General features: G+C 62.8%; 13 protein-coding genes and 1 pseudogene. 1 reads left to right on the plus strand and 13 read right to left on the minus strand.

From position 1 onward, the window contains the following. The 13 genes and pseudogenes from QM612_RS00745 to QM612_RS00805 form a co-directional block, all read right to left on the minus strand. Positions 1–1,242 (minus strand): polysaccharide biosynthesis C-terminal domain-containing protein, encoded by a 1,242-nt coding sequence (locus QM612_RS00745; RefSeq protein WP_415251985.1) that lies wholly within the window; start codon positions 1,240–1,242, stop codon positions 1–3. 28 nt (positions 1,243–1,270) lie between these two features. Continuing rightward, entirely contained in the window at positions 1,271–1,411 is a 141-nt protein-coding gene (locus tag QM612_RS00750; protein WP_415251986.1) for an NAD(P)-binding protein, read from the minus strand. A gap of 15 nt (positions 1,412–1,426) precedes the next feature. Next, positions 1,427–1,858, minus strand: coding sequence for a TA system VapC family ribonuclease toxin (locus QM612_RS00755; RefSeq protein ID WP_415251987.1), 432 nt, complete (start codon positions 1,856–1,858; stop codon positions 1,427–1,429). After that, complete coding sequence (locus tag QM612_RS00760) at positions 1,858–2,094, minus strand: hypothetical protein (RefSeq protein WP_415251988.1); 237 nt, start codon at positions 2,092–2,094, stop codon at positions 1,858–1,860. Before QM612_RS00760 ends, QM612_RS00755 begins: the two co-directional genes overlap by 1 nt. Positions 2,095–2,222: 128 nt before the next feature. Next, complete coding sequence (locus QM612_RS00765) at positions 2,223–4,181, minus strand: acyltransferase family protein (protein ID WP_415251989.1); 1,959 nt, start codon at positions 4,179–4,181, stop codon at positions 2,223–2,225. A gap of 27 nt (positions 4,182–4,208) precedes the next feature. Further along, a complete protein-coding gene (locus QM612_RS00770) occupies positions 4,209–6,080 on the minus strand; it encodes a hypothetical protein (protein ID WP_415251990.1) in 1,872 nt (623 codons plus the stop codon). 67 nt (positions 6,081–6,147) lie between these two features. Continuing rightward, positions 6,148–6,477, minus strand: a complete 330-nt coding sequence (locus QM612_RS00775) for a prepilin-type N-terminal cleavage/methylation domain-containing protein (RefSeq protein ID WP_415251991.1) — start codon at positions 6,475–6,477, stop codon at positions 6,148–6,150. A gap of 432 nt (positions 6,478–6,909) precedes the next feature. After that, positions 6,910–7,008: pseudogene (locus QM612_RS00780) on the minus strand (prepilin-type N-terminal cleavage/methylation domain-containing protein); the annotation flags it as partial. A 249-nt stretch (positions 7,009–7,257) separates the two neighbouring features. Beyond that, positions 7,258–7,485: a type VII toxin-antitoxin system HepT family RNase toxin gene (hepT, locus tag QM612_RS00785; protein WP_415251992.1), complete on the minus strand. Its 228-nt coding sequence runs from the start codon at positions 7,483–7,485 to the stop codon at positions 7,258–7,260. Continuing rightward, positions 7,419–7,694: a DUF86 domain-containing protein gene (locus tag QM612_RS00790; protein WP_415251993.1), complete on the minus strand. Its 276-nt coding sequence runs from the start codon at positions 7,692–7,694 to the stop codon at positions 7,419–7,421. The genes hepT and QM612_RS00790 overlap by 67 nt, the downstream gene beginning before the upstream one ends. Further along, complete coding sequence (gene mntA, locus QM612_RS00795; protein ID WP_415251994.1) at positions 7,682–8,071, minus strand: type VII toxin-antitoxin system MntA family adenylyltransferase antitoxin; 390 nt, start codon at positions 8,069–8,071, stop codon at positions 7,682–7,684. Before mntA ends, QM612_RS00790 begins: the two co-directional genes overlap by 13 nt. Before the next feature lie 56 nt (positions 8,072–8,127). Continuing rightward, positions 8,128–9,555 carry a sigma-54-dependent transcriptional regulator gene (locus tag QM612_RS00800; RefSeq protein ID WP_415251995.1) on the minus strand — a complete coding sequence of 476 codons (1,428 nt, stop codon included), beginning with the start codon at positions 9,553–9,555 and terminating at the stop codon, positions 8,128–8,130. A 66-nt stretch (positions 9,556–9,621) separates the two neighbouring features. After that, positions 9,622–11,220, minus strand: coding sequence for a sensor histidine kinase (locus QM612_RS00805; protein ID WP_415251996.1), 1,599 nt, complete (start codon positions 11,218–11,220; stop codon positions 9,622–9,624). Between the two features lie 149 nt (positions 11,221–11,369). Here QM612_RS00805 and sucC point away from each other — a divergent pair, with 149 nt between their 5' ends. Then, positions 11,370–12,539, plus strand: coding sequence for an ADP-forming succinate--CoA ligase subunit beta (gene sucC, locus QM612_RS00810; RefSeq protein WP_415251997.1), 1,170 nt, complete (start codon positions 11,370–11,372; stop codon positions 12,537–12,539). Positions 12,540–12,697: the final 158 nt, after the last annotated feature.

A 12,697-nucleotide genomic window follows, 5' to 3' on the forward strand; every position in this document is an offset into this window, starting at 1 on the left:
TCAACTCCTGCTTTTCAGCAGGATAAGAATAGTGATCAGTGCGGTGGATTCTGCTGCATAGCATGCCCACGCCGCACCAAGCAGGCCGTAACTAGGGATCAGGATAGTGCTGAATACTACTCCGGCGATCCCGCCTATGAGATAGATGCGCGTGAGCAGGTAAGTGCGTCCGGAGGCAATCAACTGGAAATTGCCAAGGGCGCGTAGCACGGCCAGCAGCGGCAATAGCGCCAGCCAAACCATCAGTTCCGAAGCTGCACGGAACTCTTCGCCAAGGATAGTGGGGATCAAGTTTGCTATCGCGATTACGGCAACAGCTCCAATCACCGACATCAGGATCAGTACGATGCCGGCAATCAGCAGGCGGCGTCGATGATCGGTGTCGGCATACAGCTTCGGCCAGAGTGCTTCCTGCAATGCCAGGATCGGCAGGCTGACCAGATCCACGGCGCGCTGGGCAATATTGAAATTGCCCGCATGGGCAAAGGCGACCTGCGCCAGCAATGGCTTGTTGTATTCGGCCTGTACGCGCGCTGATACGCCGCCTGCCGTGAATGGAATGCCTTCGCGGATCATCGCCCACATGCGTTGTGCGCTTGGCTTCCAGCCGATGTGGCGGTAGGTGAGCCATGAAACAACCGCCATGTAGCCAAGGCTTGCAGCGGTATAGGCATGCAGCCAGTTTTCCAGGTCGTTATGGGATGACACCCAAATGGCTGCGAGCGCCAGGAGCCGTGCGAGTGGAAGCCCGGCCTGCATGACGCCATAGACACGGGTCTTCTGCTGGGCCTGGAATGCCCGGCCCAGCAGTTCGACCAACGACACGCTGACGATTTCCGCAAAAATCATTCCGGCAATGGCAAACCACGGCGCGGCAATGGGTGGCAGCACCATTTTTGCCAGCAGCAAGGTTGCCAGCGAGAACACCAGCACGCTGCGCCACCACACGCACAATGCGCGACCCAGCAATACGCGCAATTCGGCGGGTTGCCTTGCCCCATCACGCAATACCACGCTTGGCAGGCCCAGGCCGGCAATGGATGCGGATATACCGGAAATCGCCAATACGGCGACGAATGCACCGTAATCCGTTGTGCCAAGTACCTTCGCCAGGAAGAGGATGGCAAGGGCCTGCGCTGCCGCGCGCAGGAAAAACCATCCCGTCAATTCAATGCCGGCCCAAGCCAACGCACCCGGTCGCCAGTTTGTGATGTTGCGCCACGTGAGCCGTGCATTTGCCATTGGGTTTGGGTGGCAGCCTGTAGATGGGTCAGTGGGGGAACTGCCGGATTCGTGTTCGAAGATGCGGACGTTTGTCGATGACATGCACGTGGTGCCCGGCTTCGGCCGGTTCACGGGCAATCACGCTGGCGGCGAAGCCTGCGCCGACGATGAGGGTCGATTTATTCATGCCAATTGGGTCCCCTCACAACAAGGTCAAATGCTGCGGCTGCGCATCAACAACGGCAGTCAATGCAATGCCCTGATCGAATGTGGCCAGGCTGCCGCCATGCTTCACAGTCAGGGCGAGCAGGTACAGGTCCGTGATCTGGTTGTGGCCACGCACGCGATCGAAGTTGACCCGTGTCGCATCCCGCAGGCTGATGTCATCAGCCCAAAACTCATGATCGAAGTCGTTGCAGACGCGCGCCATCTGGTTGCGCACGCGCGCCAGGCCGAACGGCCCGATGCGCCCATAGGCAGGCAGGTTAAGGATGCGAATCACCGCGTTTTCCACCAGCGGACAGGTGGCTATGCGAAGCCCGGGCCGATCGAGCAGCGCATTGGCCTCCGCCGAATGCACATGCGCATCATCCAGCAGGGCGACCCAGACATTGACATCCAGCAAAAGGCGCATCAAATGCCTTCCCGCTCCATCAGCTCACGGACATGCTCTACCGTCACGGTTTCGTCGCGCATGGGTGCCAGCGCATACCGCCCACGCAAGGGTGCGGAAGGCATCGGTTGCGGCGCAGCTTGGGTGGCAGCGCGGATCAACCGGGAAACGGCCTCCCCCAGCGAAACCCGCTGGCGACGCGCCAAAGCCTGCGCTGCGAGCAAGGCGTCTTCTTCCAGGTTCAGGGTAGTACGCATGGTGATCTCCATATTGCCCGCGAAATCATCATAGCATCATATTTGCATTTTGATGCGAACCCTTGATCTGCTTGTATTGCTCGTTTCAGCGGCCTACCCGATGCGCCAGAGCCTTTGATTCCAAGTGGTCACATGCCCCTGGCGTCTTCGCCGGAAGTTTCAGGAAATAATCTTCTGGACATTGGCGTGGCGAGTGACGCCGCAAAGCTCCCGCTCAGGTGCTGATTGTCGCGGAACACCACCTGCCCGTGCAGTTCAGCACGACACAGGCCATCTGGGCAGATATGGGCAGTCATGTCCAGCAGGGTGACGTTCGGGAACCGTGTTGCTGCGGCACGCAGCCGCTTCTTGACAGCCTGCGCCTGAGTGGAAGCGGCAGGGGCAGCGCATGTGCCGAAACCGGCCAGCCAGTTTGGCCGCATTGCGTGCGCTGCAAGGCAGTCCGGGCCGTTGAAAGGCAGGCTGGGCGTATCCAGCAGCAGGAAAACGCGATCAGTAGCTGGACTGATCTGGTTCAGTACGCGGGCTGTGCCTTCCGTCCATTGCTCTGGGGTATAGGCTGCGTATGCGCTGCCGAACACGAGAAGGTTGGGCTTGATCTGCTTGATCTTCAACAATGCAACATGACGCCATTGCGCGCATTCGGTGTATTCACGGCCAATACGGGCGTAGAAGATCGGCGCATCCACCATGGGGCAGGACGATTTGGTCATCACCAGCAAGCGCCAGCCGGGCTTGTCCAATGCCTTGTTGACGGCAGGGAACCATTGGCCGATATGACTGTCGCCGATCAAAACGGCTGTGTGTTCGGCCTTCTCATCGCCAAAATTGCAGATGCGTACGTTGGCGCTGCGATACCAGTCGTCGCAACCCATGCTGTAGATGATGGGTGCATCCGTGCGGGCTGCGGCGTAGCGCTGCATCCTTGGTGATTGCGCGGATCGTGCGGCCTGGTCGCTCCAGTAATGTGCCAGCGCGCCGATTGCGGCCATGCATGCCAGCGAGACGGCCAGCGCCGTGCGTGGGTGATCCAGCCATTTGCGCCAGCGGCGCATTGGTGCTTCGACCAGTGCGTGTGAGAGTGCCGCCAGCCCGAGTGAAATGACGACCAGTAGCGCACGATACCAAGGGGCATGGCTGCCAGTCAGGGCATAACCCAGCAGTAGCACGGGCCAATGCCACAGATACCAGGAATAGGAAATCCGGCCTAACCATTGCAACAGCGGCAGCGAAAGAACGCGGTATGCCCATTGCCTGCCGGTCACGCTGCCGGCAAGGACAATCAGCCCAGTGCCCAGTGTCGGCACAAGCGCACACGCGCCGGGATAGGGGCGGTTGGCATCCAGCAACAGGCCACTTGCGACGATCAACATCAGGCCGGACACGCCAAGCACTGATGCTAGACGCGGCGTGAGGGACGTGCCCTGCCGTTGCCGCGTGAACACAAGCCACGCCAGCGCACCCGTGGCAAACTGCCAGGCACGCATTGGCATCATGTAGAACGCCAGCAAGGGTTCGGTTCTGGTCAAGGTCAGGCAAGCCAGAAGACTGGCCGCGGCCACGGCCACCATCCCGATCTTGAGCCGTGCCACGCCGCGTTCACCATCACGCGCCAGCAGCCAGATCACAAGCGCAGGCCAGACCAGATAGAACTGTTCTTCCACACCCAGTGACCAAGTGTGCAGGTACAGGTTGGTTTCGCTGCCGGCATCGAAATAGTCCAGGTTGCCCAAGGCAAAATGGAAGTTGCTGAGCCACAGCGCGGCCATCCGGGCTGCGGAGAATTGATCCAGTTGGGCAGATGGCGACAGCAGCCAAGTGGACGCCATGCCAACGATCAGCAGCATCAACAACAAGGCGGGAAGCAGCCTCCGCAGGCGGCGCACATAGAACGGCAACAGTTTCAGGTTGCCGGTCTGTGCAACTTCCTGCACAAGCTTGCCGGTGATGAGGAAGCCGGACAGGACGAAAAACACATCCACGCCCACAAAGCCGCCGGCCAGCCACGGCACGCCAGCATGTGCGGCTACCACCAGCAGGATGGCGATGGCACGCAGGCCTTCGATGTCGGGGCGGAACGAATTCAAGCGGCTGATTCCGACAGGCTGGATGCCTTATTTGTGCCCATTGCCTGCTGGAACCGTGGTGTTTTGCCTGGCCCATGCAAGGCGCTCGATCTGCACCGCCAAATCCGGCCTGTTTTTTTCGCGCAACTCAGCGGCCAGGCTGTTTGCGAATGGGTCGTCTGGCGTGCTCGCGTTGATGGCCTTGGTGAAATACGGCATTGCAGCGTCCGGTTCGCCCATGTTGTTCATGATGAAGTAGCCGATCTCGACAAGGTTGATCGGCTCCGGTGGCGTGCGACGCGAAAGGGTTGCCAGCGCCTTGAGCACCTGTGGCTTGTCCAGCTTGACGCCCAGATGCAGGTGATGGGTCAGTATCTTCAGCGAACGTTGGTTGTCCCAACTCATTCCAACGGTTTCCAACCGTGTCTGGAGCAGGTTCCAATCTTCCGGCGTGATGCTGCCTTTCAGGGTTTTCAGGACAACCAGCAGTGCGGCATTGTTGAGTGAGTACGGCGCAAGGGTGGCTCCGCTGCTACAGGCGGGAATGGCCTGGTCAAGGCCGGTGTTGGTCTTGTCTGGGCCACCGCCTGCCCTGAAATACCCGGCGCAGAGTTGGATCCATGCGCGGGCCGAGTGCGGTGCCGCTGCAGCGGATGCGCGTGCAAGCGCCATGTTGCTGCTCCAGCTTTGTGCGCGCAGCACGGTGGTTGCACCCAGCATCAGCAGCAAAACGCTGCAGATGGCGGCTTGCACGGCGGGGCGCACGCCCAGGCGCTGGGCAACATGGGCCAGCAGGCTGCCAACGGCCAGCACCGCACCGATCAGGGCGAAGTGGTTGCGATGTTCGAAGGCCAGTTCCAGGCCGATCACATTGCTGGTGACGAAGTGCGCACCGAAGAACAGGAACACGCCAAGGGAAAACAGTGGCCAGCGCGTGCGCAAGCGCCATGCAATGCCCAGCAATGCCAGCAGAAACACAATGGCAGGCAAGGTTGTCCACGGTTGCAGCAGGCCGCGCGAAGGTTGCAGCCAGTCGTAGTAGAACGGCATGTGCGAAGGCAGCGGCAACACGATCTGCCACAGATACATGCACAACACGCGGGCCTGCGTCAGCAGGCGTTCTGGCGTGGAGAAATCGCGGCCCGGGTATGCCTCCCAATGCCAGTGTTGCGGAATGACCAGCAGGAAATAGGCCAGCGCGCCCATCAGCGTTGCAATCAGGTAACTGCGCCGCAGACTGTTGGCCACGCGCGGATCGGCGGCAGCGAAGCGCAGCACGGTCAGTTCCAGGGCAAGCGTGAACGCCGGGAATTGAACGGAATCCTCCTTGCAACTCATTGCCACCACCCAAAGGAGCAGGGCTACAAGCAGGCCGGTACGGCCAGGACGCCCCTGTCTCTGGGCCTGTCGTGCATGCAGATAAGACAGCAGCGCCAGCACCAGGAACAATGTCCCCAGAGTTTGCAGTCGTTGCACTGCGTAAAGCACCGAGGACACCATCAGGGGGTGTGCGGCCCATGCCAGGGCAAGGGCCGGGGCCAGCCAGCGCGTGCGCTGTTCAGTGGTGCCGGTGAGCAGCAACAGGCTGCGGAACAACCACGCCAATGCGAATGCCGTCAGCGCATGGATCAGGATATTGGTGGTCTTGAATGTGGCTGGGTCTGCACCACCGCCGCGCCAGTAATCCAGTGCGAACGTCAGCGTGGGCAGGCCGCGCATCTGGCCGGAAGCCTGCGGGGTGGCGATCGCCTTGGCCAGCCCTTCTGCCGTCAGTTTGTCCAGTTGGATGGAGTCGTTGTTGACGATGTTGGGAATGTCGTCGAACACGAACTCGCCAGGCAGGCCGGGGGTGAACAACAAACCGGCAAGCAGGGCGACAAGCAGGCTGGGCAGCCAGAACCAACGGGGTGCTGTAGGCATGGGGACGAATGGGTAGCGGCAATCGGGCAAGCTTAAACCGCCTGCATCCCCACTTGTTGCAGCAGGGTCAGATCAGTGAGCAGTTGGCGGTTGCCATGTCGCACTTGGTGCCGCGATTCCCGGGCAGTGCTGGGGTTCCCGTGATCGGCGTGCTCATGTCCGTGACCGTGTCGGCGGCGCGGCACGCATGCTTGGGCGGATCGGGAATGGAATTGTTGTTGTAGATGGCGGCCAGTGCGAAGTTCGCATAGTTCTTCATTTCCATCTGGCAGGCACCGTTTGCCGAACGGATGCGGTAGTTGTTGTAGGCCGGCAGTGCGATGGCGGCCAGGATGGCGATGATGGCGACCACGATCATCAGCTCGATCAGGGTGAAACCGCGTGTGGTGCCGTGCATGGTGATTCCCCAAGGCAAAAATGCTTACTGTTCAGCAAAGCAATAATCGAGCCAATGGATGGTACGCGCAGAATGCAGTGCGCGGAATTGTGACTGCCGTTGGGAAAAGTATCGGCGTCTGCGTGAAAACAAGTCAAAAAAAGAAAGCCCCACTTGCGTGGGGCTTTCCATGACCTGCCCTGAACGCGGGCGGGTTTTGCATTACGCAGACAGCGAGCAGGTGCCGCTGGTCAGGTCGCAAACGGTCGACTTGTTGCCCGGGGTCTTCGGCGTGGCCGTGGCCTTCGGCTGAGCAATGGAGATGGAGGTGCAGGCCTTGTTCGGCGGCGTGCGCACGGAGGTCATGTCCATGCTGGACAGGGTGGCCGCCACGTAGGAGTTTGCCCACGCCTTGGCTTCGGCCTGGCAGGCACCGTTGGCCGACTTGATGCGGTAGTTGTTGTACGCCGGCAGTGCGATGGCGGCCAGGATGGCGATGATGGCGACGACGATCATCAGTTCGATCAGGGTAAAGCCTTGCTGCTTCTTCATGGTGTATCCCCTAGGGTAGGTGAATGTGGTTCCACGTGCCGTGGCCGCTGTTCCGGTCCCTCGGCAGCCGTGCGTTGGCACGTGCGGAGTGTATATCGCAGGATGCGTGCCAACTTCGAAACAGGCATGGGGATATGCGTTTTTGCCGCTGGAATCACGGTTTTCTGCGGGTTTGCCGCGGCGTGACTGACGTTTTGGGGCGAAAGTGACGCGCAGCGTCGGTTTTGTTGGGTGGCGCTGCGCGCGGGGTTATCGGGCAGGTGGTGGCGGGAGTTGGTCGAGTTGCTCCGCAATGATGTGGCCGAAGGCCTCGAAATCCTGCAGGTGCCGGGTGGCGATAGCGAAGACAATTTGCCAGTCGATGGTGTCGTAGGCATGCACGGCGATGTTGCGGAAGCCAACGGCCTTCTTCAGCCGCAGGGCCAGCGTGGCATCCAGCAGTCCGTGGTCGGCAAGGCGGTCGAAGGTTTCGCCCATGGTATTGGGTGGCGGCAGATCCCGTCGGCGATGACGTGTGCGGCCATGTCCACGCACAACTGCACGGCACGGCTGAGGTTGAGTACCAGCACATCCTGCAGGTCGATGTCGCCACGCAACTGTTCCACGTTGGCCGGGGCTTTGGTGTGCAGGCGGGCAAGGCAGCGTTGCAGCGAATCCAGCTTGCGTTCGATGATCAGCGGTTCCATGTCTGCCTTCTTTCGTGCAGCAGGCGGCGGACGTAGGGCATGAAGTCCTCGTTGTCGAAAACGTGGCGGCGGATCAGGTTGGCGTAGTCAACATCGCTACCCAACAGACGTTTGCCGTGCTGCAGGATTTGCCCAAGTAGTGGCTCACCTGCGGTTTTCAGATCGATCAGATCGATAGGGCGACCACTGGCGGCGGCAAGTGCGTCGATCAGACGCAGCCGGGTATGGACATCGAGCGGATGATCCAGCTCAACGGCAATGTCCAGGTCACTTTCGTAGCCAGCGCGGTCAGCCGCTGCCGATCCGAACAGCCACGCCTGGCGGATGCCGGGTTGCCGGGCAAGGATGGCTTGCAGTCGGGCGATGGAAGGCGACATGCAGGAGCTTCAAGGCTGGGTCTCGGGGATCATACCCTGCGGCCGTGATGCAGCCCTCAATCAATCCCCAGCTTCTTCAGCTTGTAGCGCAGGGCGCGGAAGGTGATGCCGAGTTGGGCTGCCGCCTTGGTCTTGTTGTAGCGGTTGTCCTGCAGGGCCTGTTCGATCGCCTTGCGCTCGATTTCCTCGATGAAGCTGGGCAGGGCGCTGCTGGCGGATTCGCGCGGGTCGATGCGGCTGGGGTCAAGCGGGGTGGTGACTGCCGCTGCCGCTGCCGTGGGTGTGGCCGGGCGCGGTTCCGGCAGGCGCAGGTCGCTGGCGCGGATGCCGTCGTCGTCGGCCAGGGCGAAGGCGCGTTCCAGGATGTTTTCCAGCTCGCGCACGTTGCCGGGGAAGGTGTAGGCGTTCAGGGCTTCGACCGCGTCGGGGTGCAGCACGGGATGCGGGCGGTTCTGGGCGGTGGCGAGGCGGGCGAGCACGGCATTGGCCAGCAGCGGCAGGTCGCCGCGACGTTCGCGTAGGGGCGGCACGCGCAGCTCGATCACGTTGATGCGGTAGTACAGGTCATGGCGGAAGCGGCCTTCCTCGACCAGCGCGGCCAGGTTCTTGTGGGTGGCCGAGAGGATGCGCACATCCACCGGGACTTCGCCGTTGGCACCCACCGGGCGCACCGATTTTTCCTGGATCGCGCGCAGCAGCTTGACCTGCATGGGCAGGGGCAGTTCCGCCACTTCGTCCAGGAACAAGGTGCCGCCTTCGGCAGCCTGGAACAGGCCGGTCTTGTCGGCATGGGCACCGGTGAAGCTGCCCTTGCGATGGCCGAAGAACTCGCTTTCCATCAGTTCGGCGGGGATTGCGCCGCAGTTGACCGGGACGAACGGGCCACCGGCGCGCGCGCCTTCATCGTGGATGGTGCGGGCGACCAGTTCCTTGCCCACGCCGGATTCGCCGGCGATATAGACCGGGGCCTGGCTGCGGGCGACCTTGGCCAGGGTGGCGCGCAATTCGCCCATGGCGACGGAATTGCCCAGCAGGCGGGTGGCGGTGCCGGGGATTTCACCGGTGGTGCGGCCCACTTCCGCCGTGGCGCGCGCCTTGGGGGTGAGCTTGAGTGCGTTTTGCACCAGCCCGCGCAGCACGGTCAGGTCCACCGGCTTGCTGACGAAGTCGAAGGCACCGGCCTTGAGTGCATCCACGGCGGCTTCCTGATTGCCGAAGGCAGTAATCATCGCGACCGGGGTATTGGGGTGCTGCTGGGCGATCTCGCGCACCAGGTCCAGCCCGGAGCCGTCGGCCAGGCGCATGTCGGTGAGGCACAACGCATACTGGTTGTGCCGCAACAGGGCGCGGGCATCGTGCAGGGACGAGGCGGTATCGCATTTCAGGCCCATCCGCCCGAGCGTGAGCACCAGCAGTTCGCGGATGTCGCGCTCGTCATCGACGATCAGGGCGTTGTTCTGGGGGCTGCGGGCAGTGGCGTTCATTCATGCCACGATAACCTTTTGCCGCGCCGCGTCCAAGTGCGACGTTTTGTGACAGTCGATGCCGGGTCAGCGGGTTTCGATGGCGCGGGTGCCCGCCATGCGGATGCGGAAGCAGGCACCGCCGCCCGGCACCGGGACATAGGTCAGTGCGGACTGGTTGGCCTCGCACATCTCGTGGGCGATGTAGAGGCCCAGCCCGGTGCCGTGGCTGGAAGTGGTGAAGAACGGGCGGAACAATTGTGCGGCCACGGCTTCCGGGATGCCGGGGCCACGGTCGGTGACATCCAGCAGTGGCGCGCCCTTGTCGTCCAGATGGACGTGCAGGCCGATCCGCGCGGGCTCGCCCGGCATGCGGCCATAGACCAGCGCGTTGTGGACCAGCACGGTCACGATCTGCTGCAGCTGGCGGCGGTCCACCATCGCGATCACCGGCGCGCCGGGCAGGTGGGCTTCGATGCTGGCGTTGTCCGGCGGCTGGGTTTCCAGATAGTCGGCCACGAAGGCGCGGGTGAACTCGCGCAGGTCCACCTGTTCGGGCTGCGCGCGTTCGCGCCGGGCCAGCCCCAGCACGTTTTCGACGATGCCGTTCATGCGGTGGGTCTGCTGGTAGATGATTTCCAGCAGGCGCAGGTCGGCCTCGGGGATGTCGCGTGATTCCTGCAACAGTTGGGTGGCGTAGCTGATCGCCGCCAGCGGGTTGCGGATTTCGTGGGCCAGACTGGCGGAGAAGCGGCCCAGCGTGGCGAGCGTCAGGGTTTCGGCGCGGCGCGAGGCCAGCGAGGCATCATCAAGGAAAATCAGCACCTGGTCGCCTTCGGCCAGCAGGCGGGCGAAGCGCGGCAGCACTTCCGGCTGGTCGGGCTTGAGCTGGAGCGGGGTGGCGTCGTTGCTGCCGCTGCGCTGCCACTGGTGCAGCCGCTGCTTCAGTTCCGGCGTACAGGTTGCCAGCGAGCGGCGACCGTGGCCGGCATCGCCAAGATGGATGAGTGCGGCCTCGTTCGCCAGCCGGATTTCGCCTTCGCCATCCACCAGCAGCACGCCGGTGCGCATGCGGCGGATGATGAGTTCGTTGATCTCGGCCAGGTTCGCGGCCTGGCTGCCGCGTTGTTCGGCCAGTGCTTCGCTGGCGCGCATCTGCGCACCCAGCACGCCGGTCAGCGCGGCGATGGCCAGGTAGCTGACCGCGAACATCAGCAGTTCCGCCAGCGGGCGCAGGGTCTGGCCGTCGCCGAGGATTGCGCCAAGCAGGTACTGGGTCACCACGCCGGCCACGGCGCAGGCGGCGGCGATCAGCCCGTAGCGGGCCGGCAGCAGCAGGGCCGCTGCGCCGACATTGAACAGCAGCAGCATGGCGATGCCGCCTGCAAGGCTGGGCATGACGTACATCGCCAGCGTGCAGAACCAGATGTCGATGCCGATGCCGGTCAGCACCTGCGGGCGGATGCGGCTGTGCCGGCCCGACACGAACAGCACGACCGCAATCAGCAGATAACCGGCAGCCAGCCACTTGGCTGCGGTGGGATGGCGCGGCAGCTCCAGCAGGTCACCGACCGGGCTGAACACCACCAGGCACAGCAACGCCGCCTCGAACAGCCGGTAGAGCGTGAAGAAGTACCGCTCCCGGCGGATCGTGGCGTGCTGGAACAGGGGCGGGGCATGCGGCATGGAGGCGAGTATGCGCGATGGCCGGGCATCGATGACGCGCGCGGCGGCGCAACAGGCTAAAATGGTGGGCCGCCATCGGCGCGTCGGACTTGCCGGCGTCCGGGCGCATCCCGTGCCGTGACCGGCCCAACCTCCCCTCGGGTGACTCAATGAATTTCCACGAATATCAGGCGAAACAACTGCTTGCCGAATACGGCATCCCGGTGCCGGCCGGCAAGGTCGCAGCCACTCCCGATGAGGCGGTGGACGCCGCGAAGTCGCTGGGTCAGGGCCCCTGGATGGTCAAGGCGCAGATCCACGCGGGCGGTCGCGGCAAGGCCGGCGGCGTCAAGTTCTGCAAGACCGTCGATGACGTGAAGGCCGCTGCGGCCGGCATGTTGGGCAAGCGCATGGCGACCTACCAGACCGCAGGCGTCGAGCTGCCGGTCAACCTGGTGCTGGTCACCACCGCCGGCGAGATCGTCAAGGAGTTGTATCTGTCGGTGCTGGTGGATCGCGGCACCCGCACCATCAGCTTCATCGCATCCAGCGAAGGCGGCGTGGAGATCGAGCAGGTCGCCGCCGAAACCCCGGAGAAGATCCACACGCTCAACGTCGATTTCGTCGAGGGCGTGCAGGGCTATCACGGCCGCGACATCGGCTTCAAGATGGGCCTGACCGCCAAGCAGGCTGGCCAGTTCGCCAACTTCATGGTCAACCTGTACCGCATCTTCAACGAGAAGGATCTGGCGCTGGTCGAGATCAATCCGCTGGCGATCCTGGACGACGGCAACCTGTACGCGCTGGACGGCAAGTTCAACAGCGACGACAACGCCAGCTTCCGCCACAAGGAACTGGTCGCCATGCGCGACACCTCGCAGGAAGACCCGACCGAGGTCATCGCCTCGGAGCTGGACATCAACTACGTGACGATGGACGGCAACATCGGCTGCATGGTCAACGGCGCAGGCCTGGCGATGGCGACCATGGACGTCATCAAGCTGAGCGGCGGCGAGCCGGCGAACTTCCTCGACGTGGGCGGCGGCGCGAACAAGGAACGCGTGATCGAGGCGTTCAAGCTGATCCTGTCCAGCGACAAGGTGCAGGGCATCTTCGTCAACATCTTCGGCGGCATCGTCCGCTGCGACATGATCGCCGACGGCATCATCGAGGCGGTCAAGGAAGTCGGCGTCAAGGTGCCGGTGGTGGTGCGCCTGGAAGGCACCAACGTGGAAGCCGGCAAGCAACTGCTGCGCGACAGCGGCATGGCCATCATCCCCGCCGACGACATCAACGACGGCGCGAAGAAGGTCGTCGAAGCGGTCAAGAAAGCCGCCTGATTCACCATTGATTCGGAACTGGGCTGCGCTATTTCCAGCCCCCTTGAGTCAAGGGGGCGGCATCGACGCGAAGCGGCGATGCGGGGGATGTGGAGGCATGCTTGAGTGATGTTTCGCAACGCGAAACATCACGTGGTTCCGAAGCCGATAAACAACCA

The organism is Thermomonas sp., from assembly GCF_047606765.1.
GTDB lineage: Bacteria > Pseudomonadota > Gammaproteobacteria > Xanthomonadales > Xanthomonadaceae > Thermomonas.

Coding starts and splice junctions, on each gene's coding strand:
- sucC (WP_415251997.1), top strand. CDS start 11,370: ATGAATTTCCACGAATATCAGGCGAAACAACTGCTTGCCGAATACGGC.
- QM612_RS00760 (WP_415251988.1), bottom strand. CDS start 2,094: ATGCGTACTACCCTGAACCTGGAAGAAGACGCCTTGCTCGCAGCGCAG.
- QM612_RS00805 (WP_415251996.1), bottom strand. CDS start 11,220: ATGCCGCATGCCCCGCCCCTGTTCCAGCACGCCACGATCCGCCGGGAG.
- hepT (WP_415251992.1), bottom strand. CDS start 7,485: ATGGGCGAAACCTTCGACCGCCTTGCCGACCACGGACTGCTGGATGCC.
- QM612_RS00800 (WP_415251995.1), bottom strand. CDS start 9,555: ATGAACGCCACTGCCCGCAGCCCCCAGAACAACGCCCTGATCGTCGAT.
- QM612_RS00790 (WP_415251993.1), bottom strand. CDS start 7,694: ATGGAACCGCTGATCATCGAACGCAAGCTGGATTCGCTGCAACGCTGC.
- QM612_RS00775 (WP_415251991.1), bottom strand. CDS start 6,477: ATGCACGGCACCACACGCGGTTTCACCCTGATCGAGCTGATGATCGTG.
- QM612_RS00750 (WP_415251986.1), bottom strand. CDS start 1,411: ATGAATAAATCGACCCTCATCGTCGGCGCAGGCTTCGCCGCCAGCGTG.
- QM612_RS00745 (WP_415251985.1), bottom strand. CDS start 1,242: ATGGCAAATGCACGGCTCACGTGGCGCAACATCACAAACTGGCGACCG.
- QM612_RS00755 (WP_415251987.1), bottom strand. CDS start 1,858: ATGCGCCTTTTGCTGGATGTCAATGTCTGGGTCGCCCTGCTGGATGAT.
- mntA (WP_415251994.1), bottom strand. CDS start 8,071: ATGTCGCCTTCCATCGCCCGACTGCAAGCCATCCTTGCCCGGCAACCC.
- QM612_RS00770 (WP_415251990.1), bottom strand. CDS start 6,080: ATGCCTACAGCACCCCGTTGGTTCTGGCTGCCCAGCCTGCTTGTCGCC.